This is a genomic window from Comamonas testosteroni TK102 (assembly GCF_000739375.1).
Lineage (GTDB): Bacteria > Pseudomonadota > Gammaproteobacteria > Burkholderiales > Burkholderiaceae_C > Comamonas > Comamonas brasiliensis.
Genome location: NZ_CP006704.1, coordinates 4,130,453 through 4,154,935, shown reverse-complemented (window position 1 = coordinate 4,154,935; position 24,483 = coordinate 4,130,453). Strand labels below are relative to the sequence as shown.

24 protein-coding genes are annotated in these 24,483 nt (G+C 62.9%); 18 read left to right on the top strand and 6 right to left on the bottom strand.

The window, feature by feature from the left end:
• Positions 1 to 44: 44 nt before the first annotated feature.
• The 15 genes from hflK to O987_RS18700 all read left to right on the top strand — a co-directional run bounded on the left by hflK (position 45) and on the right by O987_RS18700 (position 16,261).
• On the top strand, positions 45 to 1,436 hold the full coding sequence (gene hflK / locus O987_RS18770) for an FtsH protease activity modulator HflK (protein WP_043373995.1): 1,392 nt from the start codon (positions 45 to 47) through the stop codon (positions 1,434 to 1,436).
• A gap of 11 nt (positions 1,437 to 1,447) precedes the next feature.
• Positions 1,448 to 2,338, top strand: coding sequence for a protease modulator HflC (gene hflC / locus O987_RS18765; RefSeq protein ID WP_003053333.1), 891 nt, complete (start codon positions 1,448 to 1,450; stop codon positions 2,336 to 2,338).
• 150 nt (positions 2,339 to 2,488) lie between these two features.
• Complete coding sequence (locus tag O987_RS18760) at positions 2,489 to 2,677, top strand: DUF2065 family protein (RefSeq protein ID WP_003053334.1); 189 nt, start codon at positions 2,489 to 2,491, stop codon at positions 2,675 to 2,677.
• Positions 2,678 to 2,770: 93 nt separating this feature from the next.
• Positions 2,771 to 3,919, top strand: a complete 1,149-nt coding sequence (locus tag O987_RS18755; RefSeq protein ID WP_003053335.1) for an ATP phosphoribosyltransferase regulatory subunit — start codon at positions 2,771 to 2,773, stop codon at positions 3,917 to 3,919.
• Between the two features lie 37 nt (positions 3,920 to 3,956).
• On the top strand, positions 3,957 to 5,333 hold the full coding sequence (locus O987_RS18750; RefSeq protein ID WP_003053336.1) for an adenylosuccinate synthase: 1,377 nt from the start codon (positions 3,957 to 3,959) through the stop codon (positions 5,331 to 5,333).
• A gap of 40 nt (positions 5,334 to 5,373) precedes the next feature.
• Complete coding sequence (locus O987_RS18745) at positions 5,374 to 5,898, top strand: phosphoribosyltransferase (RefSeq protein WP_003053337.1); 525 nt, start codon at positions 5,374 to 5,376, stop codon at positions 5,896 to 5,898.
• A 281-nt stretch (positions 5,899 to 6,179) separates the two neighbouring features.
• Positions 6,180 to 7,361, top strand: coding sequence for a YncE family protein (locus tag O987_RS18740; protein WP_003053338.1), 1,182 nt, complete (start codon positions 6,180 to 6,182; stop codon positions 7,359 to 7,361).
• A 71-nt stretch (positions 7,362 to 7,432) separates the two neighbouring features.
• Positions 7,433 to 8,278, top strand: coding sequence for a polysaccharide deacetylase family protein (locus O987_RS18735; protein ID WP_043373993.1), 846 nt, complete (start codon positions 7,433 to 7,435; stop codon positions 8,276 to 8,278).
• Between the two features lie 3 nt (positions 8,279 to 8,281).
• Entirely contained in the window at positions 8,282 to 9,262 is a 981-nt protein-coding gene (locus O987_RS18730) for a sterol desaturase family protein (protein WP_043373991.1), read from the top strand.
• Between the two features lie 14 nt (positions 9,263 to 9,276).
• Entirely contained in the window at positions 9,277 to 10,155 is an 879-nt protein-coding gene (locus O987_RS18725) for an EI24 domain-containing protein (RefSeq protein WP_003053344.1), read from the top strand.
• Positions 10,156 to 10,475: 320 nt separating this feature from the next.
• The gene (gene glnA, locus O987_RS18720; RefSeq protein ID WP_003053345.1) at positions 10,476 to 11,891 is read left to right on the top strand and encodes a type I glutamate--ammonia ligase; all 1,416 of its coding nucleotides are present in this window, start codon (positions 10,476 to 10,478) and stop codon (positions 11,889 to 11,891) included.
• Between the two features lie 179 nt (positions 11,892 to 12,070).
• A complete protein-coding gene (locus O987_RS18715; protein ID WP_043373987.1) occupies positions 12,071 to 12,583 on the top strand; it encodes a hypothetical protein in 513 nt (170 codons plus the stop codon).
• A 36-nt stretch (positions 12,584 to 12,619) separates the two neighbouring features.
• Positions 12,620 to 13,729, top strand: coding sequence for a nitrogen regulation protein NR(II) (glnL, locus tag O987_RS18710; protein WP_003053347.1), 1,110 nt, complete (start codon positions 12,620 to 12,622; stop codon positions 13,727 to 13,729).
• 46 nt (positions 13,730 to 13,775) lie between these two features.
• The gene (ntrC, locus tag O987_RS18705; protein WP_043373985.1) at positions 13,776 to 15,326 is read left to right on the top strand and encodes a nitrogen regulation protein NR(I); all 1,551 of its coding nucleotides are present in this window, start codon (positions 13,776 to 13,778) and stop codon (positions 15,324 to 15,326) included.
• Positions 15,327 to 15,511: 185 nt separating this feature from the next.
• Positions 15,512 to 16,261 carry a hypothetical protein gene (locus tag O987_RS18700; protein WP_235214180.1) on the top strand — a complete coding sequence of 250 codons (750 nt, stop codon included), beginning with the start codon at positions 15,512 to 15,514 and terminating at the stop codon, positions 16,259 to 16,261.
• A gap of 11 nt (positions 16,262 to 16,272) precedes the next feature.
• Here the strand turns inward: O987_RS18700 and xth are convergent, their stop codons facing one another.
• The gene (xth, locus tag O987_RS18695) at positions 16,273 to 17,049 is read right to left on the bottom strand and encodes an exodeoxyribonuclease III (RefSeq protein WP_043376652.1); all 777 of its coding nucleotides are present in this window, start codon (positions 17,047 to 17,049) and stop codon (positions 16,273 to 16,275) included.
• 274 nt (positions 17,050 to 17,323) lie between these two features.
• Here xth and O987_RS18690 point away from each other — a divergent pair, with 274 nt between their 5' ends.
• On the top strand, positions 17,324 to 17,530 hold the full coding sequence (locus O987_RS18690) for a DUF333 domain-containing protein (RefSeq protein ID WP_043373983.1): 207 nt from the start codon (positions 17,324 to 17,326) through the stop codon (positions 17,528 to 17,530).
• A gap of 109 nt (positions 17,531 to 17,639) precedes the next feature.
• Here the strand turns inward: O987_RS18690 and O987_RS18685 are convergent, their stop codons facing one another.
• The 3 genes from O987_RS18685 to O987_RS18675 form a co-directional block, all read right to left on the bottom strand.
• Positions 17,640 to 18,722 (bottom strand): metallophosphoesterase, encoded by a 1,083-nt coding sequence (locus tag O987_RS18685; protein WP_003053352.1) that lies wholly within the window; start codon positions 18,720 to 18,722, stop codon positions 17,640 to 17,642.
• A gap of 187 nt (positions 18,723 to 18,909) precedes the next feature.
• Entirely contained in the window at positions 18,910 to 19,413 is a 504-nt protein-coding gene (locus O987_RS18680) for a dihydrofolate reductase (protein ID WP_043373980.1), read from the bottom strand.
• Between the two features lie 123 nt (positions 19,414 to 19,536).
• Positions 19,537 to 20,367: a thymidylate synthase gene (locus O987_RS18675; RefSeq protein ID WP_003053357.1), complete on the bottom strand. Its 831-nt coding sequence runs from the start codon at positions 20,365 to 20,367 to the stop codon at positions 19,537 to 19,539.
• A 243-nt stretch (positions 20,368 to 20,610) separates the two neighbouring features.
• On the opposite strand from O987_RS18675, the gene O987_RS18670 reads away from it, so the two are divergent.
• Positions 20,611 to 21,231: a hypothetical protein gene (locus O987_RS18670; protein ID WP_043373977.1), complete on the top strand. Its 621-nt coding sequence runs from the start codon at positions 20,611 to 20,613 to the stop codon at positions 21,229 to 21,231.
• A gap of 64 nt (positions 21,232 to 21,295) precedes the next feature.
• Here the strand turns inward: O987_RS18670 and O987_RS18665 are convergent, their stop codons facing one another.
• Positions 21,296 to 22,726, bottom strand: a complete 1,431-nt coding sequence (locus tag O987_RS18665) for an FAD-binding oxidoreductase (RefSeq protein WP_043373974.1) — start codon at positions 22,724 to 22,726, stop codon at positions 21,296 to 21,298.
• Between the two features lie 143 nt (positions 22,727 to 22,869).
• On the opposite strand from O987_RS18665, the gene O987_RS18660 reads away from it, so the two are divergent.
• A complete protein-coding gene (locus tag O987_RS18660) occupies positions 22,870 to 23,823 on the top strand; it encodes a LysR family transcriptional regulator (RefSeq protein WP_043373972.1) in 954 nt (317 codons plus the stop codon).
• Here O987_RS18660 and O987_RS18655 read toward each other — a convergent pair.
• Entirely contained in the window at positions 23,810 to 24,325 is a 516-nt protein-coding gene (locus tag O987_RS18655) for a DUF2069 domain-containing protein (RefSeq protein WP_003053364.1), read from the bottom strand. The genes O987_RS18660 and O987_RS18655 overlap by 14 nt on opposite strands.
• Between the last annotated feature and the right edge of the window lie 158 nt (positions 24,326 to 24,483).

The window sequence follows — 24,483 nt, the reverse complement described above, 5'->3', positions numbered from 1 at the left end:
CTTGCCATGGTCCATGTCTTTTTGAAAACACAGAGACGTCTCGCATGAATTTTTCACAACGCGTCCATCGCCTGGCGATGCTGCCGCAACGCATTCGCGGGATGTTCAATTTGAACGATCCGCGCTGGGGTCGTGGCGACAACAACAACGAAGATAGCTCCAAGCCGGACAGCTCGGCACCTGAAGGGGAGCGTCCTCCGGTGCCGCCCGCGCCCGAGCAACGTCCCCGTCCTTCCTCTTCCCAGCAAGGCCAGCCGCCTGATCTGGAAGAGGTGTGGCGCGACCTCAACCGCAAGCTTTCCGGCCTGTTCGGCGGAGGCTCCGGCAATGGCCGCGGCGTGCCTCCGAGCCGCAGCGGCGGCCAGCCCGGCGAGCCTTTCAATCCCGGCAAGGGCATTTTCCTGATCGCCGGCGTGGCCGTGCTGATCTGGCTGGGTACGGGCTTCTTCATCGTGCAGGAAGGCCAGCAGGCCGTCATCACGCAGTTCGGCAAGTACAAGGGCACCGTGGGCGCCGGCTTCAACTGGCGCCTGCCTTATCCCATCCAGAAGCATGAGCTGGTCTACGTTTCGCAGATTCGCTCGGCCGAAGTGGGTAGCGACAATATCGTGCGTGGCACGGGATTGCGGGCATCGGCCATGTTGACCGAGGACGAGAACATCGTCGAGATCAAGTTTGCCGTGCAGTACCGCCTGAGCAATGCGCGCGACTGGCTGTTCGAGAGCCGCAATCCCTCCGAGGCCGTGGTTCAGGTGGCGGAGTCCGCCGTGCGCGAAGTCGTCGGCAAGATGAAGATGGATGCGGCCCTGTCCGAGGAGCGCGACCAGATTGCCCCACGCGTGCGTGATCTGATGCAGACCATTCTGGACCGCTACCAGATCGGCGTTGAAGTGGTGGGCATCAATATGCAGCAGGGCGGCGTGCGTCCGCCCGAGCAGGTGCAGGCCTCGTTCGACGATGTGCTCAAGGCCGGTCAGGAGCGCGAGCGCGCCAAGAACGAAGCCCAGGCCTATGCCAACGATGTGGTGCCGCGTGCTGCGGGTGCTGCCGCACGTCTGGGTGAAGAGGCTGCGGGCTACAAGTCCAAGATCGTGGCCCAGGCACAGGGCGATGCAGGACGCTTCAGCTCGCTGTATTCCGAATACCAGAAGGCCCCTCAGGTCACGCGTGACCGCCTCTACATCGACGCGATGCAGCAGGTCTATACCAATGTGACCAAGGTTCTGGTTGAGTCGCGCCAGGGCTCCAATCTGCTGTATCTGCCGCTGGACAAGATCATGCAGAACATGACCGGCAATGCGGCTGCTCCTGCTGCGTCGGGTGATGCAGCTGCCGGCGGCGCCGCTTCGGCTCCAGCCAACGTACGTGTAGTTCCCAATCCCGCCGGTGACGCCCGCAGCCGCGATGCGCGCAGCCGTGACCGTGACGCACGCTAGGAGAGAATGCAGTGAATCGAATCGGATTTTTTGTCACCAGCATTCTCGTGGTGCTGGCCTTGCTGAGCTCCACCCTGTTCGTGGTTGATCAGCGTCAGTTCGGTGTGGTCTATGCGCTGGGGCAGATCAAGGAAGTGATCACCGAGCCGGGGCTCAACTTCAAGCTGCCGCCTCCGCTGCAGAACGTGCGCTATATCGACAAGCGTCTGCTGACGCTCGACAGCACCGATACCGAGCCCATGCTCACCGCCGAGAAGCAGCGTGTGGTCATTGACTGGTATGTGCGCTGGCGCATTTCCGAGCCCTCGGAATACATCCGTAACGTGGGCCTGGATGAATCTGCCGGTGCCATGCAGCTCAACCGCGTGGTGCGCAATGCCTTCCAGGAAGAGATCAATCGCCGCACCGTGCGCGAGCTGCTGTCTTCCAAGCGCGAAGGGCTGATGACTGATGTCAAGCGTGAGGTTCTGGAAACCGTGCGCGGCTCCAAGCCCTGGGGCGTGGACATCGTCGATGTGCGTATCACCCGCGTGGACTACGCCGAGACCATCACCGAGTCCGTCTACCGCCGTATGGAGGCAGAGCGCAAGCGCGTGGCCAACGAACTGCGCTCCACGGGCGCCGCCGAAGGTGAGAAGATCCGCGCCGAGGCCGATCGTCAGCGCGACGTCATCATTGCCAATGCTTACCGCGATGCCCAGAAGGTCAAGGGCGAGGGCGATGCCGAAGCCGCACGGGTCTATGCAGAATCCTTTGGCAAGGACCCGCAGTTTGCGCAGTTCTATCGCAGCCTGGACGCTTACAAGGAGAGCTTCTCCAAGAAGAGCGACGTGATGGTGCTTGACCCGTCGCAAAGCGACTTCTTCAAGACCTACCGCAATGGCGGTGCCGCTGGCAAATAAAAGCCCAGGCTTGCGCAGGTTCGGATCAGGCATGGTTTTCTGTCGATAGCAATGCCTGCTGCGCCTCCTCTTTTGCGCAAGTTCCGATAGCTTTGACAACGACGAAAGCAATGGCCCCTCGAGGGCCATTGCCTATTGGGGGGGATGGCAATGGATTGGCTGGAGACACTGGGCCTGGCGCTGGCCCTGTTGCTGGTGCTGGAAGGCTTGCTGCCGCTGTTCGCGCCCGGGTTGTGGCGGCAGCTGTTTACCCAGCTGATGCAGCTCAGGGATGGACAACTGCGCTTTTGCGGACTGCTCTGTATCGCAGCAGGCGCCATCATGCTGATGCTGCTATGAATACTGCCGATACTGGCTAGGCCTTAGCGGTCAAATTGGGCAGGGCTGGCAAAGCCGGTAGAATCGCATTTTTAACAGCCTCCCCATTTCTCCATGTCTGCTTGGGTCCTGCCGGATCACATTGCCGATGTTTTGCCCTCAGAGGCACGGCACATCGAAGAATTGCGTCGAGGATTGCTCGATACTGCGCGCAGCTATGGCTATGAACTTGTCATGCCACCCATGCTGGAGTATCTGGAGTCCTTGCTGACGGGTACAGGCGAAGCTCTTGCCCTTCAAACCTCCAAACTGATTGACCAGCTCTCCGGTCGCACCATGGGTCTGCGCGCCGACATGACGCAGCAGGTGGCCCGTATCGATGCGCATCTGCTCAATCGCAAGGGCGTGACCCGTCTGTGCTACTGCGGCCCCGTCGTCCATGCACGCCCCGACCGTCCGCGTGCCACGCGTGAGCCGTTCCAGTTCGGTGCCGAGCTCTATGGTCACGAAGGCCTGGAAGCCGACCTCGAAGCCCTGCATCTGGCCCTGGACTGCCTCAAGGGCGCGGGCGTCAAGGACGTCATCGTGGATCTGGCCGACGTGCGCATCGTGCGCAGCCTGCTGGCCGGCGTGATGGTGGACGAGCAGGTGCTGCGAGGCGTGCATGCGGCCCTGGCCTCCAAGGACGCAACCGAGCTAGCCCAGCTGACCCGCGATTTCCCCGAGGCCTCGCGTGAAGGCCTGATGGCGCTGCTGCAGCTGTACGGCGGCATGGAAGTGCTCGATCAAGCTGAAAAGCTGCTGGATCGCACTGCCGGCGTGCGCAATGTGCTGTCACATCTGCGCTGGCTGGTGCAGCGACTCGATGGCGTCAAGGTCAGTTTCGACCTGGCCGATCTGCGTGGCTACTCCTACTACAGCGGTACGCGCTTTGCCATCTATGTGCCCGGCGGCAGCGATGCGCTGGTGCGCGGTGGCCGTTACGACGAAGTCGGTGCAGTGTTCGGGCGCAACCGTCCCGCTGCCGGCTTCAGTCTTGATATCAAACAACTGGTGGCTGTCGTGCCCGAGCGTCCGCTCAAGGCTGCCATTCGCGCTCCCTGGGGCGATGACGTGCAAGTGGCTGCCGCCATTGCCGCATTGCGCCAGCAGGGCGAGACGGTGGTCTGCGTGCTGCCAGGGCATGAAAGCGAAGTGGACGAGTTCCACTGCGACCGTGAGCTTGCCAATGTTGGCGGGCAATGGGTCGTGCAAGCCATTTAAGGCATTTGACTAATTCTTCGATTTATCGGATTGGAATATGAATACATCCAAAGGTCGCAATGTGGTCGTCGTCGGCACCCAGTGGGGTGACGAGGGCAAGGGCAAGCTGGTCGACTGGCTGACCGAAAGCGCCAACGGCGTCGTGCGTTTCCAGGGCGGCCACAACGCGGGTCACACACTGGTCATCAACGGCGTGAAGACGGCTCTGCACCTGATTCCCAGCGGCATCATGCGCCCCGGCGTGAAGTGTTACATCGGCAACGGTGTGGTGCTCTCCGTGGGCAAGCTGTTTGAAGAAATCGAAGGCCTGGAGAAGGCCGGCGTGCAAGTGCGTGACCGCCTGCGCGTGTCCGAAGCCTGCCCGCTGATCCTGCCTTTCCACCAGGCTCTGGACGTGGCCCGTGAAGCGGCCCGTGAAAAGGGTGGCGTGCAGAAGATCGGCACCACCGGCAAGGGCATTGGCCCTTCCTACGAAGACAAGATCGCCCGCCGCGCCCTGCGCGTGCAGGATCTGAAGCACCCCGAGCGCTTTGCCACCAAGCTGCGCGAGCTGCTGAGCCTGCACAACCACATTCTGGTGAATGTGCTGGGTTCCAAGAACTTCGACTTCGGCGCTGGCCTGGCTCCCTACATGAAGGACGGCGAAGTGCAGTTCGACGCCGTGTACGAAGAAGCCATGCGTCATGCCGAGCTGCTGGGGCCCATGATTGCCGATGTCTCGCGCGAGCTCAACGCGGTGCACGCCGAAGGCGGCAACCTGCTGTTCGAAGGCGCGCAAGGCACGCTGCTGGACGTGGATCACGGCACCTACCCCTATGTCACATCGTCCAACTGCGTGGCCGGCAATGCCGCCGCAGGCGCCGGCGTGGGCCCTGGTCTGCTGCACTACATCCTGGGCATCACCAAGGCCTACTGCACCCGTGTGGGCGGCGGTCCTTTCCCTACCGAGCTGGAATGGGAAAAGGAAGGCACTCCCGGCTGGGTCATGTCCACCGTGGGCGCCGAAAAGGGCGTGACCACCGGCCGTTCGCGCCGCTGCGGCTGGTTTGATGCTGCGCTGCTCAAGCGCTCGGCCCAGATCAATGGTCTGTCCGGCCTGTGCATCACCAAGCTGGACGTGCTCGACGGCATCGAAGAGCTGCAACTGTGCGTGGGCTACGAACTCGACGGCGAGACGATCGACCTGCTGCCTCTGGGGGCGGACGATATCGAGCGCTGCAAGCCGATCTACGAATCCATTCCCGGCTGGACCGACTCCACCGTGGGTGTGACCGATTACGACAAGCTGCCCGTGAATGCCCGCCGCTATCTGGACCGTATCGCCGAAGTGACCGGTGTGCCCATCGCCATGGTGTCCACCAGCCCCGACCGCGATCACACCATCCTGATGCACAACCCGTACAGCGCCGCCTGATCGGGCTGGGTTTTACTGAACTTTCAAAGGAACTGTGCCCATGCTGACAGAAGACGGTAAGCACCTGTATGTGAGCTACGACGAGTACCACGGTCTCATCGAAAAGCTCGCCATCAAGATCCACCAGTCTGGCTGGGAATTCGACACCATCCTGTGCCTGGCACGCGGTGGTCTGCGTCCCGGCGACATCCTGAGCCGCATTTTCGACAAGCCTCTGGCCATCATGTCCACCAGCTCCTACCGCGCCGAGGCCGGCACGGTGCAGGGCCATCTGGACATCGGTCGTTTCATCGCCACGCCCAAGGGCGATATTTCCGGCCGCGTTCTGCTGGTGGACGATCTGGCGGACTCGGGCGCCACGCTCAAGGCCGTGATCGCCATGCTCAAGACCAACTACGCACCGATTACGGAGCTGCGCAGCGCCGTGATCTGGACTAAGGGCGTGTCGACCTTCGAGCCCGACTACTCGGTGGACTTCCTGGGCACCAATCCCTGGATTCACCAGCCTTTCGAAGGCTATGACACGCTGAATCCTGAAAAGCTGGCGGAGAAGTGGAAGGTCTGAGGACCTGGCACCGATGTTGGCAAAGGAGCCCCGTTTGGGGCTCCTTTTTTTATAGAGCAGTGATGTTCATCAATAGATGAGCAGCATGTGCCTTTATTCCAACGATTTCAGGTTTTTTTAAAGCTGTATCGTAAGAAAAACAGGCGCTAACTGCTCCTGTTTTTGAATTGTTGTCATGATGCGGCCTGCGCCGGTCAGGCAAGGTTCGCGTGGCATTTCAGCAAGCTTTGTAAACCAGAAGGCTTGTGTTGGCAGCGGCTGCATTGGCGCAGCTACACTGCATGGATTCTGAGAAGGTGGTGGTTGTGGGACGTCTTTCTATTGGGCGCACTGGCGCTGCTGTGGCATTGGTCGTGGGTGTGGGCGCCGCGGCATGGTTGGGGGCTTCGGCATTGCCCGGTTTCAAGTCTGCCAAGGCAGCTGCACCGGCGGCCGCTGCCGCTTCTGCGGTCGCTCCGACAGCCACGCCCGCAGCGCCGCTTGCAAGCAGCGCTGCGCCTGCGTCGCCTGCTGCCGTCAAGCCGGCACAGGCAGCGCGTGCCGTGCAAGGCCCCACGCCCATCTTTGTGCTGAACTCCCTGGATGCGTCCATCAGCGTGATCGATCCGCTCAGCTGGAAGGAGCAGTCGCGCATTCCAACGGGCAAGGAGCCTCATCACCTGTACCTGACGCCGGACGAGAGGTCGCTGGTGGTGGCCAATGCACTGGGCGATTCGCTGACCCTGGTGGATCCGCGCACGGGTGCCGTGCAGCGCGTGATCCGCGACATCGTGGATCCGTACCATCTGCGCTTTTCGCCGGACATGAAGTGGTTCGTCACGGCAGCCAACCGCCTCAACCACATCGATTTTTACCGCTGGGACGCGGCCACGCAGACGCCGACACTGGTCAAGCGTGTCTCCACCGGCAAGACGCCCAGCCATCTGTTCATCGACGCGCAGAGCAAGACGCTGTACTCCACCATGCAGGACAGCGATGCCCTGGTGGCCATCGATATCGCCACCCAGACCATCAAGGCTCGCGTGCCCACCGGCCCCATGCCTGCGGACGTCTACGGCAGCCCTGACGGCAAGAAGCTGTTTGTCGGCCTGACCGGCGGCGATGGCGTCGAGGTGTTCGACATCACCGGCGCCGAGCCCCGCAGCCTGGGCCAGATCAAGACGGCTGCCGGTGCACACGCCTTCCGCGCTGCCGGCGATGATCGCCACCTGTACGTGAGTAACCGCGTGGCCAATACCATCAGCAAGATCGATATGCTCAGCAGCCAGGTTGTGGCCAACTACCCGGCACCGGGCGGCCCTGACTGCATGGATGTGTCGGCCGACGGTCGCTACATCTTTGTGGCCTCGCGCTGGGCACGCAAGCTGTCGGTGATCGACACGCTAGAGAAGAAGGTGGTCAATCAGGTCAATGTGGGCAAGTCGCCCCACGGGGTCTGGACGCTGTCCCACGCTGCGCGTTGAAGCGCCTGTCCCGGCCGCACCGGAGTGGCCGGGATGCCCGGTGTTCGTGTTGACCACCTCAAGGAGGGTGGATGCAAAGACGTTGTTTCATGCTCGGCTCGCTGGCCGGCGGCCTGTCTGCCGTTCCTGCCTTCGCTTCCGAAGTTTCAAAAAAGATAGCTTCAGGTACATGCTCCAAGGCGGTTTACCTGACTTTTGACACTGGGCACATGGGCATAGCCCAGTGGGTCGCCCAGGTGCTGCAGAAGCACAAGGTTCCCGTCACCTTCTTTGCGGCCAATGAGGACACGAAAGAGGGGGGCAGCAGTCTGGGCGACTTCTGGGCACCCTGGTGGAAGGCGCGTGCCGACGAAGGTCACCAGCTCGCGTCCCATACCTTTGACCATATGTACTGGCTGGCCGATATTCGCGACAAGGCCAGCGGGCAGGTCACGCATTTCAGGGTCAGGCCCTCGGCCGGTCCCAGGGCTGGTCAGACCTATGTGGTGTCTGCCGAAGAGTACCGGCAGGAGATTGCGCGCTCCGCCCAGCGGCTGGCCCAGATCACGGGCCGCAAGACCTTGCCGCTCTATCGTGCGCCGGGTGGCAAGACATCGCCGGCGTTGATTGCTGCGGCCCGGCAGGGCGGTTTTCAGCATGTGGGCTGGGCGCCGGCGGGCTTTCTGGGCGACGAGCTGCCCAGCGACAAATATCCGAATGAACGCTTGCTGGCCCAGGCACTCAAAAACATAGGCAGCGGCGATATCTTGCTGGCGCACCTGGGGATCTGGTCGCGTCAGGATCCATGGGCTCCGGCGGTGCTGGAGCCCTTGATTCTGGGCTTGCTGGACAGGGGTTTTTGCTTCCGTACGCTGGCCGAGCACCCGGTGTATCAGGGCTGGATCGCGCAGCAGCGCCGAGTGCTGCAAGAGGAGTGAGTCGTGGATTGGTTGGTACAGATTTTTGGAGAGGCGCAGCAACGCTTGTTTGAAGGCGTGGTGCAGCCTTTTCTGTTTCATTTCGGCATGGCGAATCTGCTGGAGGATGGCTATACCGCCACAGGCTGGCTGCTGGTGGGCTTGCTGCAGATTGCCGTCATGGTCGCGGTGATCGTGCCGCTGCAGCGCTGGAGGCCGGTCGAGCCCGTGGTCGACCGCCAGGCGATCCGTGTGGACATCCTCTATACGCTGATTCATCGGCTGGGACTTTTCCGGCTGGCCCTGTTCTTCACGATTGATCCACTGTGGGATTCCCTTTTGGGTACGCTTCATGTCTGGGGCTTGCCGGGCTTTCACCTTGACGACATCTGGCCGGGCGTGACGGACAACGCCTGGGTCAGCCTGCTGATGTATCTGGTCGTCTTCGATCTGGTCGAGTACTGGATTCATCGCGGCCAGCACGGCTTTACCTGGTGGTGGAAGCTGCATGCCGTGCACCACTCGCAACGTCAGATGACAGTGTGGAGCGACAACCGCAATCACCTGCTCGACGATGTGATCCATGACGCCATCATCGTGCTGGTGGCGCAGCTGATCGGCGTGGCTCCCGGGCAGTTCGTGGCCATCGTGGCCCTGACCCAGCTCAGCGAGAGCTTTCAGCACGCCAATGTGCGCATCTGGTTTGGCCAGCTGGGCGAGCGCCTGTGGATCAGCCCGCGCTTTCATCGCCGCCATCACGCCATCGGTATCGGTCACGAGCCCATGGCGCCGGTGCGCAACCAAAAGGTCCACGGCAACAACTTTGGCGTGCTCCTGCCCTGGTGGGACATGTTGTTCGGTACGGCCAATTTCGATCTGCGCTATGACCCTACGGGCATTCGCGATCAGGTGCAGGCCAATGCGAAAGGGCAGCTGCGCGACTATGGCCGCGGCTTCTGGGCGCAACAGTGGCTGGCTGTCCTACGACTGATGGGTCGCGCATAAGCCAATCCTTGAGTATGCTTGCCAGCATGAGCTTGCTACTCGACTCTTTTTGGCGTGCCTTGGCGTATTGCCTGCATAAGCGGGTCATTGTCTGGTCACTCTTGCCGCTGCTGGCCATGGCCTTGATGGCCTGGCTTCTGGGCTACTTCTTCTGGGCCGATGCGGTCCTCAAGGTGCAAAGCCTGCTGGATGGGGTGGGCTGGCTGCACTCCCTGTGGCTGTGGCTGCAGGAGCGTGGCGTGGGCTATGCCTCGGAGGTGGTGGCCTCCATGTTTGTGGTGCTGGGGGCCACGCCGGTTCTCGTGGTGCTTGTTTTGCTGCTGGTGGGCCTGTTCATGGCGCCCGTGCTGACGCAACTGGTGGCCGAGAAGCGCTTTGCCGGGCTGGAGAAAAAGCATGGCGGCTCCACCGTCGCCAGCCTGCTCTGGTCGGGCGGCTCCACGCTGATTGCGCTGCTGGCCCTTTTCGTCACCCTGCCGCTATGGGTGTTTCCGCCGCTAATGCTGGTGGTCGCACCCTTGATCTGGGGTTGGCTCACTTACCGGGTCATGGCGTTTGATGCCTTGTCCGAGCATGCCAGCAAGGATGAGCGCCGGGCCCTGTTTGCCCGCCACCGCATGTCGCTCATTCTCATGGGGGTGATCTGCGGCTATCTGGGCGCAGCGCCCGGTGTGGTCTGGATTTCCGGGCTGCTGTTTCTGGCTGCTTTCTGGATTCTGGTGCCCATTGCCATCTGGATCTATGCGCTGGTGTTTGCCTTCTCTGCGCTGTGGTTCGCTCACTTCTGTCTGGCGGCGCTGGAGCAGATGAGGGCGCAAACCATGCCGAGTACTGCCGATCCCCAGGTACCGTTCGCACCTGGTGCAGATGATGCCGCTTCGGTTGCTCGCTGAGAGCGCTTGCCGCCGGGCCAATCGTGCCCCGTGCACCAAAAACAACCCTGCTCATGAAATGCACCACATTGGTGCGTTTATTTTCACCAAGATGGTGCATCTGGGAAATGCGTGCCGGCAGTGAGACAATGCGCGTCGGTTTGGTGCAGTTTGCCGATGCGGCTCTGCTAAATGCTTATGTCTTGTGGCGAGTAGCTTGCTGCAAGAGCTCGATTTCAGTGCACGGATGCTGGGATGAGGTGCTGAAGCAGAGTTGGCACGCAAACTGCTAGATACTATTCATTCTTTATTTGATCAGCCAAGTTGGCAGGAGAGATCTAATGGCGAAGACCGTTGCAGACGTGATGCAGATGGTGCAGGATAACGAGGTCAAGTTCGTGGACCTGCGCTTTACCGATACCCGCGGCAAGGAACAGCACGTGACCGTGCCCGTGTCGCACTTCGACGAGGACAAGTTCGCCTCGGGCCATGCTTTCGACGGTTCTTCCGTTGCCGGCTGGAAAGGTATCGAAGCCTCGGACATGCAGCTGGTTCCCGATCCAAACACTGCCAACATCGATCCCTTCTTCGAAGAGACCACCCTGATTCTGCAGTGCGACGTGATCGAACCCGGTGACGGCAAGGCCTACGACCGCGATCCCCGCTCCATCGCCAAGCGCGCAGAAGCCTATCTGAAGGCTTCCGGCCTGGGCGATACTGCCTACTTCGGTCCCGAACCCGAATTCTTCATCTTCGACGGCGTGCGCTGGGGCACCGAGCCTCACAACCCCTTCTTCGAAATCGAGGAATACGAGGCTCCCTGGAACACCGGCACCAAGTTCGAGAGCGGCAACCGCGGTCACCGTCCTCGCGTCAAGGGTGGCTACTTCCCCGTGCCTCCCGTTGACAGCACCCAGGACATGCGCGCAGAGATGTCGCTGCTGCTGGAAGCCGTCGGCATCCCCGTCGAAGTGTTCCACCACGAAGTGGCCGGTGCCGGTCAGAACGAAATCGGCACACGCTTCTCGACCCTGGTCGAGCGTGCCGACTGGACGCAGCTGCAGAAGTACATCATCTGGAACGTGGCCAACACCTACGGCAAGACGGCAACCTTCATGCCCAAGCCCTATGCTGGCGATAACGGCTCCGGCATGCACGTGCACCAGTCCGTGTGGAAGGATGGCAAGAACCTGTTCGCCGGCGACGGCTATGCAGGTCTGTCCGACTTCGCCCTGTACTACATCGGCGGCATCATCAAGCACGCTCGTGCCCTGAACGCCATCACCAACCCCGGCACCAACAGCTACAAGCGTCTGGTTCCCGGCTTCGAAGCGCCCGTGAAGCTGGCTTACTCGGCCAAGAACCGCTCCGCTTCCATCCGTATTCCTTACGTCAGCAACCCCAAGGCACGTCGCGTGGAAGCCCGCTTCCCCGATCCTCTGATGAACCCCTACCTGGGTTTCGCAGCCCTGCTGATGGCCGGTCTGGACGGCGTGGAAAACAAGATCCATCCCGGCGAAGCCGCGACCAAGGATCTCTACCATCTGCCTCCCGAGGAAGACAAGCTGGTGCCTACCGTCTGCCACAGCCTGGATCAGGCTCTGGAAGCCCTGGACGCCGACCGTGCGTTCCTGACCAAGGGCGGTGTGTTCTCCGACAGCATGCTGGATGCCTACATCGAGCTGAAGATGACCGAAGTGACTCGCTATCGCCAGTCGGTGCACCCTGTCGAATACGATATGTACTTCTCGCTGTAAAGCAGAGGTTCTCAAAGGCGGCGCAAGCCGCCTTTTTTATTGCACGGGCGCTGCGCCGGACATGGCAGCAAAGGAACCAAACGGGTTGGTGGCGGTCAAGTAGTCAATAAAAGCTGCAGGCTTGGAGCGATACTCAGGGTATTGCGGACTTGCGGCCGCCGTCTGCCTGAGAGGACCGAATGAAGAAGATTTATGTGTTGTCGTTGCTGTGTCTTGCATCCGGGCTGGTTTCTGCCCAGGATGTGATCTACCGCTGCGGCAATGAGTACACCAACAATGTTTCGCAGGCCAAGGCCAAGGGGTGCAAGCCGGTCGATGGCAGTGGCGTGACGGTGATTCACGGCACCCGTCCCTCGGGCGGCAATGCCGGTGCGGCGCCGGCCAATCCCAGGCCGGCAGGCAGCTCTGCATCGAGCCAGGCGGCCCCTGCCCGCGCCGACAGTGCAGCGCAGAAGGCGCGCGACTCCGATGCCCGCGCGATTTTGCAAGGCGAGCTGAACAAGGCCCAGGCCAGACTGGCCGAGCTCAAGGCGGAGTACAACGATGGCAATCCCGTGCGTACTGCGCTGGAGCTGCGCAATCCTCAGGGCTACCCGGAGCGGGTGGCCAAGCTCAAGGCCGATATCACCCGCCAGGAAAGTGATATCGCAGGCATCAAGCGAGAGCTGGACCGGCTGCCTGCGGTCAACTAATCCGCCCCCTGGGGCTGGTCATTTTTGGTCAATCGCATGAGTTCCACTGCAGCCCCGATTCCCGATATCTCCACGCCTGATCCGGATCAGGCCAACGGTCATGGCTACCAGTCGCTGGACTGGCTTTGCACCTTGATTGCCGTGCTTGACGAGTACGGCATGGTGCGCTTCGTCAATGCGGCGCTGGAAAATGCCCTGGGCCAGTCGCGCCGCATCATGGTCGGCAGTGACTTCGCCACCTGCTTTGCCGAGCCAGCCCTGCTGGACAAGGCGCTCAGCGGAGCCCGTTCCAACGACTTTGCGGCGCTGCGCTTCGAGGCCAGCCTGCTGCGCCTGGGTCAGGAGCCCCTGCCGATTCACGCTGCCGTCTCGCTGGCCGAGAAGGCCGGCCACGTCATGGTGGAGATGTGGCCGCTGGAACAGCAGGCCCGCCAGGATCGCGAGGAGCGCATCCGCGAACAGGCCCAGGCAAACAAGGAGCTGATTCGCAATCTGGCCCACGAGATCAAGAATCCGCTGGGCGGCATTCGCGGGGCAGCCCAGCTGCTGCAGATGGATCTGGTCATGCCCGAGCTGCTGGAGTACACCACGGTCATCATTCACGAGGCCGATCGCCTGCAGGCACTGGTGGACAGACTGCTGGCCCCGCATCGCCACCCCCACGAGGTCGGCGACGTCAACATCCACGAGGTCTGCGAGCGCGTGCGTTCACTGGTGCTGGTCGAACATCCCCAGGGACTGAGGATCACGCGTGACTATGACATCTCCATACCGGAATTCAGAGGCGACAGCGCGCAGCTGATCCAGGCCCTGCTCAATATCGTTCAGAACGCGGCCCAGGCGCTGGGGCGGCGCATTGCAGAAGGCGATGCCGAGATCATCCTGAGGACGCGTGTGGCCAGACAGGTCACTTTGGGGCGTGAGCGCTACAGATTGGCACTGGAATTGCATGTAATCGACAACGGGTCAGGCGTGCCGGATGCCATCAAGGAGCGAATTTTCTATCCTTTGGTCTCGGGCCGAGATGGTGGATCCGGCCTGGGGCTGACGCTGGCTCAGACCTTTGTGCAGCGTCACCATGGCTTGATCGAATGCGAGAGCCAGCCGGGGAGGACGGATTTCCGGATCCTGATTCCGCTGCCATAAAGCCTGACATTATCAATATGCAGAAGAAGGGAAGGATGTTGCACGAATGAAGCCAATCTGGATTGTGGACGACGACCCTTCCATCCGCTTTGTGCTTGAAAAAGCACTGGGGCGCGAAGGCTGGCCCATTCGCAGCTTTACCCAGCCGCGCGATGTGCTCAAGGCCCTGGCTGATGTGGACAACAGCGATCCCGAGCGTCAGGCTCCTCAGGCGCTGGTCAGCGATATCCGCATGCCCGGCGGCTCGGGCCTTGAGCTGCTGGAGCAGGTCAGGGCACAGCAGCCCGGCCTGCCGATGATCATCATGACCGCCTATTCCGATCTGGACAGCGCGGTCTCGGCCTTCCAGCGCGGAGCCTTCGAGTATCTGCCCAAGCCCTTTGACGTCCCCAAGGCGGTGGAGCTGATCCGGCGTGCCGTGGAGGAGAGCCAGCGCGAGGAGGTGGCCGATATCCAGGCGCCGGTGCAGGCGGAAATGCTGGGCCAGGCCCCGGCCATGCAGGACGTGTTCCGTGCCATCGGCAGACTCAGCCAGAGTCATGTCACGGTGCTGATCACCGGAGAGTCCGGTGCCGGCAAGGAGCTGGTGGCCCGGGCGCTGCACAAGCATTCTCCCGTTGCCGGCGGACCGTTCGTGGCCATCAATACCGCGGCCATTCCGAAAGACCTGCTGGAGTCCGAACTGTTCGGTCACGAGCGCGGTGCCTTTACCGGCGCGCAGACCCAGCGCCGGGGGCGTTTCGAGCAGGCCGAGGGCGGCACGCTGTTTCTCGATGAGATCGGCGACATGCCGTTCGAGCTGCAGACGCGTCTGCTGCGCGTGCTCTCCGACGGCCACTTCTACAGGGTGGGCGGACACCAGGCCGTCAAGGCCCATGTCCGCGTGATTGCCGCGACCCACCAGGACCTGGAGCTGCGCGTCAAGGATGGCGCTTTCCGCGAGGACTTGTTCCACCGTCTGAATGTGATCCGTCTGCGCCTGCCCGCGCTGCGCGAGCGCAAGGAGGACGTGCCCATGCTGACCCAGCATTTTCTGCAGCAGAGCGCGCGCCAGCTGGGGGTGGAGCCCAAGCGGATGAGCACGGCCGCCATGAGCCGCCTGCAGGCCTTCAACTTTCCCGGCAATGTGCGCCAGCTGGAGAACATCTGCCATTGGCTGACCGTCATGGCGCCGGCCCAGCAGATTGCCCTCAAGGACTTGCCGCCAGAAGTGCTGGGCAGCGCGGCACCGGGCAGTGCCGCGATCTTTGCCGGCGCCCTGAGCACCGGCGTGGGCCTGGAGCCGTCCAAGACCAGTCCGCCCGAGCCGCTTGCGCTGTCCTCGCCCGGGACTGCGGCGATGTCTGCGCCCGAGGCCGCAGCGCCTTCCGGAGGCTGGTTGCAGGGGCTGGGCAAGCAGGCCGAGGAGCTGCTGTCGCAAGGCCATCATGACGTCTGGGATCAGCTGTCCCACCAGTTCGAGGCACAGCTGCTGCGAACGGCCCTGGCCGCCACGCATGGCAGGCGTGTGGAAGCGGCCAGCCGGCTCGGGATCGGCCGCAACACCATCACCCGCAAGCTGCAGGAGCTGGGGCTGGAGAACGAAAACTTCGACTGAAGCGCCGCAGTGCCCACTCGCTTTCGGCGCGGGTTTTATTCGTCCTACATGGTGCAATCACGGTTGACGACATGGAGCAGATGACGCAGGGGTAAAAATCAACAGGCTTTTTGTTGATTGGACTGTTTGCGTTGTCTGCCTTGCCCTTATCCATCTCTTTCCCGCCTGAGCCGGGGTCGAGCGCCTTGTCGCCCTTGCTGCAGATGCCGGAGGCCGAAGAGGCCTTCTGGCACGAGCGCTACATGTACGAACCTTACTTTGTACCCGGGCGTGGCTTCGATCAGTACTATCCTGCCTATCTGCTGGGCTGGCAGGCTGGCTGCTATCGACCTCGGCAGGCGGCCAGGAGCTTTGAGTCCCTGGAGCCGGAGCTGCGCCAGCATTGGTCGGCACATTGCGGGGGCAGTCTGCTGGACTGGTCTCAGGTCAGGGCTGCCGTCAAGGCGGCATGGCGCCGGGCGATCGCTCCCCCCTTGGCCAAGCCTGTCGCGGAGGTCGTGCTGGGCCAGAGGGCGAAGAGCAGCCTTGCCCTGGTGCTGCAGGCAGGACAGCGCTTTGCGCAGAGCTCCAGGCAGTTTCTGACGACTGCGGACTCCAGCATGGCGGTCGATGCGCTGCGCCGCTTTTCGAAGGACTCGCACAAGCTGGTCTCCGAGGTGGCGGAGCTGCTCGGCGGCCCTGCCGTGGAAGTGCCACCCGAGGCCGCGGATGACAGCGACAGCGGGCTGCTTGAGCGAGTACGCAAGACATGGCTTGACTATCTGGGCGTGACCTGGCTGGATGTGTTGCGGCGTCTGCAGGCCTGGCTGGAATGCGCCGAGCGCTCGGCGCAGCTGGACCTGCCTGCCAAGGCCGCCAAGCTGCTCAAGCGGCATGTGATGCTGCTGCGCGGTCAGGTGCAGGCCTTGCAGTGGCTCAGCCACGGCGCGGCCTGAGCCGTGCGGCTTCAGTCCAGTGTGACGATCACGGGAGCATGGTCGCTGGGCTGCTTGTTCTTGCGCGGAGCGCGGTCCACGCTGCAGGCGCTGACCTTGCTCCTGAGCGCTTCGCTGACCAGAATGTGGTCGATGCGCAGGCCGCGATTCTTCTGAAAGCCCAGCATGCGGTAGTCCCACCAGGAGTAGCTTTTTTCCGGCTGCTCGAACATGCGGAAGGCATCGCTCAGGCCCAGCTGCAGCAGGCGCTGGAAATGGTCACGCTCTTGCACCGTATGGTGGATCGTGTCCTTGAGGCCGACGGGGTCGTAGGAGTCGCGATCTTCGGGGGCCACGTTGAAGTCCCCCACCAGCACCAAACGCGGATGCAAGGCCATCTGTTCCTTGACCCAGTCTTGCAGCGCCTGCAGCCAGCGCATCTTGTAGGCAAATTTTTCCGATCCGGGCTCCTGGCCGTTGACGAAGTAGCCGTTGATGAGGCGAACCTCGCCGGCTGGCGAGTCAATCGTGGTGGCAATGATGCGTGCCTGCTCGTCGTCAAGCCCCGGGATGTTGCGCACCACATCACGGCCCGTCTCGCGCGTGATCCAGGCCACGCCGTTATAGGTCTTTTGTCCATGGCTGACGGCCTTGTAGCCGGCTTCCTGGAAAGCCATGTGCGGGAACTTGTCATCGGTGAGCTTGAGCTCCTGCAGTCCCAGCGCATCGACAGGGTTGGCGGCAAGCCATTCCAGTACCTGCGGCAGTCGCACGGACAAAGAGTTCACATTCCAGGTGGCAATTTTCATCTTCTTCAACTTTCCTTATTTCATGCGGGTTCCAGGGGATGGCTAGCTCTAAAAAAGGCCTCCAGCTACCAGCCTGGCTACCCAGGCAGAGCCCCTGGCGGGCATCGTTCTCGCAGTGACTGACAGCATAGCAAGCCTGGCCCTCTCTGAAACCGACAAGGCTGTCCACCGTATCCCTCGTGCGGCGACGCAGGCCTGAAGTCCAATGTTCCTGTGCCGGCGTTCGGGGGTTTGCTACATTGGCCCCATGAAACATGTTTCAAGCTTGGCCGGGATGGTGGTCGTCGTTGCGGCAGTCAGCGGCTGCGCGCAATCTGTTTCCATCAATTTTGGCAATCCTTCGCAAGCCAATTGCAAAAAGCAGGGCGGGGTGCTGCGCACGGAAAAAGGGGCCGTCGCCGACAAGAACACCTGTGTGCTGCCCGACGGATCGGCCTTTGAGGAGTGGGTGCAGCATGGGCGGCAGCCGCCCGCCAAATAGCCAGGGAGGCAGGCCTCGGGCATCGGCAGCGCGCCTTTCAAGCGCAGATTGACCGCAGGGGCTGGGGAGCGGAGCCGCCTGGCCAGCGTGGCCGGTGTGGCGGTCAGCCTCAGTCCCTTAGCACCACAGCCTGCTCGAAATTCTCCGATGCGGCCTGGGTGCCGTCGTCAAAGACCAGCACGCGCTCGGGCCAGCGCATGGCGGCGAGCTTGCTGCGCTGCACGGGGTTGTCGCCGCGCAGGCGGTCCAGCCAGCGGGCACCCACCGAGTAGTCCACGCAGAACACATTGCCGCGCAGACCGTGCCAGGACAGCGGGGGCGTGCCGCCGAACAGGTTTTCAAACTGCGAGCCGTGCGCGGGTGCATCGGCCGGGCGCAGGCGGCGCCAGTAGTGGCCGACGATGACGGCAGGCGCTTCCTCATATTCATTCCACCAGCCCACGCGTTCGACAAAGCGCCATTTGCCGCCCGCATAGAAGGGATTGCGGCATTCGCGTTCCACGCCGGCCGTCAGCACCTTCAGAGGGTTGACCATGGCCTTGTTGAGTTCGTTCTCGCTGTGAGCGGGCAGAAACGGCGGCTCGTGGCGATAGTCTTCCAGGCTGTAGGGCCAGCTCAGCGCTTCCTGGCGCATGCGCTCGGCCACGCATTGGGCGATGGCCTGCTCGTCGGCAATCGTCTCGAAGTGGTCATAGGCGGCGCGTGCGCTGCCGCTGGGCAGCTGGCGAATCATGGCAATCTGCTCGGGCCGCCATGCCGCATGAACAATGCGCAGATCCTCGCGCTCCAGCGCGATCGGCAACTGGCCGAGCTGCTCGAGCATGGCGGGAGTCTGCTCGGCCGGCATGCGCGCGAAAGGCGCGTACTTGGGCTGATCGGAGTCGATGCGGCTGTCGAAGAACCAGCCCGATCCATCCTTGGCATCTTCGCGCAGCAGATTGATTTCGTGGTTGCCCAGCACCGCATGGGCCGTGCCCGAGGCCAGCATGGCGCCGACCAGCGCGAGCACCGAAGGGCTGTCCGGTCCGCGGTCGCAGAAGTCGCCGACAAACACCAGTCGCCGTCCTTCGGGGTGATTGCCCTGCAGGTCGTAGCCCAGATGGCCCAGCAATTGCACCAGCGCGGCGTATTCGCCGTGGATATCGCCAACGATATCGAGGGCGCCAGGAGGCAGGGGCTGGACTAGGCTCATGATGAAGGGCGATAGCTTGCGGGATTGGAGGGCTCAGGCTGCAGCAGGCTGCCTTGCCATTGTCATACGGCAGTCATGCAGTGAAGCTGACAATTGTTGCAACGCAGCACCGCGAGGGCAAGAGAGTTTTGTCTCGTGCCGGACTGCCGGCCGACCGGTGCCGCACGGCACGCGCCAGGGACAAGGCTCAGCCCCGGCGCTCGAAGCGCACAAAACGGTAGGGCAGGCCATTGGCGGAGACATGCTCGCTGCGGCTCACGGCCTGCCACTGCGCGCCCAGTTCCGGGGCGAAGGCATCACCTTCGAAGTCGCGGCCGATTTCGGTCACTTCCACGGCATCGGCCAGCGGCAGGGCCTGGGCATAGATCTGCGCGCCGCCGATGACCCAGACGTCTGGCGAGAGCTTGCGGCCCAGCTCCAGCGCTTCGGGCAGGCTGGCAGCGCGCAGGACCTGGTCGGATGCAGGCTCGGCTTGCCAGTCGGCCTGGCGGGTGACGACGATATTGCTGCGGCCCGGCAGCGGACGGAAGCGCGCAGGCAGCGAGTCCCAGGTCTTGCGGCCCATGATGACAGCGCAGCCCCGGGTCAGCTCCTTGAAATGCGCCATGTCCTCGGGCAGGTGCCAGGGCATGGTGTTGTCCTTGCCGATAACGCCGTTGGCTGCGCGGGCGTAGATGAGTTGAATGGCCATAGCTATCAATAAAGAAGCTGCTGGCGCTTGTCAGCTATGAGTTTCAGGTATGAAAATACTTGAAACCCTTTTCAATCAAGCGATAGCAGCTTTGATTTTTATAGTGATTCGAATAGCGGCAGCTTAGACCGCCACCGGCGCCTTGATGCCGGCATGGTGCTGGTAGTCCAGCACTTCGAAGTCTTCGTATTCGTAGCCGAAGATGGAGTCGGGCTTGCGCTTGATGTTCAGCGTCGGATAGGCGAAGGGCTGTCGCGACAGCTGGGTCTGCACCTGCTCGAAGTGGTTGTTGTAGATATGGCAGTCGCCGCCGGTCCAGATGAAGTCGCCCACCTCCAGGCCGCATTGCTGGGCCAGCATATGGGTCAGCAGCGCGTAGCTGGCGATGTTGAAGGGCACGCCCAGGAAGATGTCGGCGCTGCGCTGGTAGAGCTGGCAACTGAGCTTGCCGTCGGCCACATAGAACTGGAAGAAGGAGTGGCAGGGCATGAGGGCCATCTGGTCCAGCTCGGCCACGTTCCAGGCGCTGACGATGATGCGGCGGCTGTCGGGATTGCTCTGGAGCTGCTTGACGACTTCGGCAATCTGGTCGACATGCGTGCCGTCGGCCTTGGGCCAGCTGCGCCATTGCACGCCGTAGACCGGGCCCAGGTCGCCGGTTTGCTTGTCGGCCCATTCGTCCCAGATGGTGCAGCCGCGCTCCTGCAGCCATTTCACATTGCTGTCGCCGCGCAGAAACCACAGCAGCTCCAGGATGATGGACTTCAGGTGCACCTTCTTGGTGGTGACCAGGGGGAAGCCTTCATTGAGGTTGAAGCGCATCTGGTAGCCGAACACGCTGCGCGTGCCCGTGCCCGTGCGGTCGGTCTTGGAGGCGCCGTGCTCGTACACATGGCGCATGAAGGTTTCGTACTGGCAGCGCACGGGGCGCAGGGTGCAGGTGGTGGAGTTCATGGTGCAAAAAGCGGTCAAAGACTTGCAAAGACTGGCTGTGCCGTCAGCGTACACAAGGTGTCGCTGCTCTTGAAGAGGGTGGGCCCGCAGGGGCCACGATAGCCCGAGTGTGCCACGTGCGCGAGCGTGCCGGCTTGGTGGCTGTCAATGACCCGGCCCGAGGCCCTGTCTGTCCCATAGCCGCTGCCGCTGGCTTCACAATGTCATGGAAGACCACTGAGCTGAAACAAGGAGAGCGAGTTCATGTCACGCAAATTTGTGAGCACTGCGGCTTTTGCGCTGGCTGCTGCGGCCTTGCTGGTCGCCTGCGACAAGACCAAGGCCCCATCTCCCAGCACCGCCGCCGTGGATGCCCAGGCCGCCGCTGCGGCCGCGGCCGCCCCGCCCGATGCCTTGGCCCAGACCCAGGAGCCCGCCGCGACGGCACAGATCGAGGAGGCGGCCGCGAACTCCCTGCAGGAAGTGCGCGCCCCGCATGTGGTCAAGGAGGGCGAGAAGAGTCTGGACAGCCTCACGCCACTGCAGGGCAAGTACCGCTGGGACAGCGTGGACTATGTGCAGGACGGCGTGCTGGCCGAGCGGCTGAAGACGCTGATGGGCCATCAGTACGACACGCTGCTCAAGAACCTGCAGACGCTGGGTCCGCTGGAGCCTTCCGCAGGCCTGTTGTACGTAATGGGCAACCGCCAGCATCAGGGCGGCGAGGAAATGGCTGCCGTGGTGATAGACCCGGTGCGCAACGGCCTGCGCGTCTGGCTGCTCAGCGAGGGCAAGCAGACCGTGTTCACCGATGTGGACGGTGCAGACATTCCCTGGCCCAGTGCGGTGCAGAGCATGCTGCGCAATATCGTGGCCACTCATTGAAGCCCTGGCTGCAGCCAGAAAAAAGCCCTGCCGGCCATGGCAGGGCTTTTTATCGGCGGCGGGATCAGCCGCGCGTCAGCACCACGCCGGGATTCATGATGCCCTGCGGGTCCAGTGCCTGCTTGATGGCGCGCATCATCTGCAGCGCAACGGGGGACTGGTATTTTTCGAGCTTGTCCGTCTTGAGCGCCCCCACGCCATGCTCGGCCGAGAACGAGCCGCCGAAGGCATCCACGGCCTCGTAGACCAGGTGGTTGACCAGGGCCTCCTTGTCGCGCAGAAAGGCCTTGCCGTCCTCGCCTTCGGGTACCTGCACGTTGTAGTGCAGATTGCCGTCGCCCAGATGGCCGAAGTTGACCAGCCGCACGCCGGGAATCTCGCGCTTGAGCACGGCGTCGGCATGCTCGACAAAGGCGGGAATGCGCGATGCGGCGACCGAGATATCATGCTTGATGTTCAGGCCTTCCTCGGCCTGTGCCAGGGGAATGCTCTCGCGGATATGCCACAGGTCATGGGCCTGGGTCAGGTTCTCCGCCACTACGGCGTTGACTACGCAGCCATCTTCAAAGGCCAGCTCCAGCAGGTGCTCGAAGCGCAGGCGTGCATGCTGTTCGGACTCGCTGTCGCTGTTTTCCAGCAGCACGCAGTAGGGTGCTTCGTCGCCCATGTCGGCAAATGGCACGCGCAGCTGCGGCATGTGCTTGACGACCAGGCTCAGCGCAAACTGGCCCATGACTTCAAAGCCCGTCAGACCCGCGCCCAGATGCTGGTGCGCCAGACCCAGCAGGCGCACGGCAGCCTCCATGGAGGGCACGGCGGCAAAGGCCGTGAGCTGGGCGGCGGGCTGCGGGAACAGCTTCATGGTGGCGGCGGTGATGATGCCCAGCGTGCCTTCGCTGCCGATGAACAGATCGCGCAGGTCATAGCCGGTGTTGTCCTTGCGCAGGCCCTTGAGGCCGTCCCAGATCTCGCCCTGGGGCGTCACCACTTCCAGGCCCAGGCACAGGTCGCGGGTATTGCCATAGCGCACCACCTGCGTGCCGCCGGCGTTGGTGCCCAGATTGCCGCCGATCGTGCAGCTGCCTTCGGCGGCCAGCGACAGCGGGAACAGCAGGCCCTGCTGGTCAGCCAGATCCTGCAGGTTCTGCAAAATGCAGCCGGCTTCGATGGTGAAGGTCAGATTGTCCTTGTCGATATGGCGCACGGCGTTCAGGCGCGTCAGGCTGATCACGACCTGCTGGCCGCTGTCGTCGGGGGTGGAGCCTACGGAAAGCCCGGTATTGCCGCCCTGGGGCACGATCTGCACGCCGGCTGCGGCGCAGGCCTTGACCACGCCGGCCACTTCGGCCGTGTTGCCGGGGCGCACCACGGCCAGGGACTTGCCGTGTACGCGCTTGCGCCAGTCCTGCTCGTAGGCGGTCAGATCGCCGTCGGTCAGCACATGGGTGGCGCCCACAATCTGGCGCAGGGATTCAAGCAAAGCGGTGGAAGTCATGGCAAGCAGGCCGCAGCATGGGCGGCAGAGAGGGAGAACAGACGGAAATCCTAAGCCAGGCACAGGGGCGCAGCCGGAAAACCATGAAGCCGCAAGCGTAGAGCATGGCAGACTACGGGGCAATCGAAATAAATTGCTTGGTTATGCCGGTTTTTCCGAACAATATCAGCCTGCGCCAGCTGCGCGCCTTTGACGAGGTGGCGCGCCAGGGCGCATTTGCCCCGGCGGCCCGCGAGCTGTGCCTGACGCAGTTGGCCCTGTCCGAATCCATTCGCCAGCTGGAAGAGGCCCTGGGCCTGCGGCTGTTTGACCGCACCACGCGCACCGTGGGGCTGACGGCCGCCGGCCAGGCCTTCTTGCTCGATGTGCGCCAGGCCTTCGAGACCCTGGAGCAGGGCTTTCAGAACCTGGGCGATCTGGCCGCGCTGCGCCGCGGCAAGGTGCGCATTGCTGCCGCTCCGTCGGTGCTGGCGGTGTTGCTGCTGCCGGTGCTGCCGGCCTTGCGGGCCAGGCATCCGGGCATCGAGGTGGATCTGATCGAGGACAGCGCCGAAGGCATCGCCCAGCGCGTGCAGGCTGGCAGCGTGGATTTCGGCGTGGGCGCGGCACACCCGGCCGGCGGCGATTTGCTGACCCAGCCGCTGATCAGCGATGCCATGGGGCTGGTGGCCAAGCTCGATGAACCTCTGCTGCAGGCGGGGCGGCTGACGGCGGTCGATCTGGCCCAACTGCCCCATCTGGCTTTTGTGGGCCTGACCACCGACACTGCCATCAGCCAGCTGCTGGCTTCGGCACCGGGCATGCCGCAGAACCTGCTGCAGACACCGCTGCGCCTGTCCAATCCGCAATTGCTGTTCGAGGCCGTGAGCCTGGGTCTGGGAGTCAGCATTGTTCCGGCGCTGACGGCGCGTCACCCTTCGCTGGGCTTGCAGGGCAATCTGCGCTTTCGCCTGCTGGACGAGCCGCGCATCTTGCGCCGTACGCTGCTGATTCAGCGCCCGCGCCGCGCGCTGTCGCCGGCCGCGCAGTTGCTGTTCGATGCGCTGGCGGCGCAGGTGCAGACGCTGGCGCAGTTCGAAGGCATCACGCCTGATTGAGCCGGGCCGCCCTGGCGGCACGCTGGCGCAGGCGCACATGGGCTGCGCAGGCGATGAAGAGCAGCACGCAAAGCGCCACCTCGCCCAGCGCCAGCCAGCGGCTGGGCGCGGCATCGCTCCAGGCCCGCACCACGCCCTCGGTGAAGTAGAGCCACACCAGCAGGCTGAGCCAGCGGTAGGTGTACATGCGGCGCTTGAGCAGGCCGATCACGGCAAAGGCCAGCGGCAGGGCTTTGAGAAACAGCCAGGTGCCGCCTTCGCGCAGCGGGGCCAGCCACAGCTCCCAGGCCACGCACAGCAGCATCAGTGCCAGCAGGCTGCCCACGGCCAACCAGCGCGTGGCGGCCACGTCGGAACCTGGCTGCTGGATTGGTGAAGAAGTGTTTTCGGTGGCTTGGGGCGAGAGGGCGTCGGTCATAGCAGTGGCATCATATCGGTCATGCCAGCCCTGTTTGAATCCGGTCGTTTTGTTTTGCGTTCTGCGCTTGATGTTGCGCAGCACTCGTCCTCCTTTTGCGTTCGAGAAGGAGTGCCGTCATGAAGAAAAACGAGCGTGCCGGCTTCTGGGCCGCACTGGAAGGCAAGACGCAGCAAGCCAGGCCGGTGACGGAGAATACGAACAGTCTGGAGCAACCGGCTTCGGCGCACGCGCCTGCATCA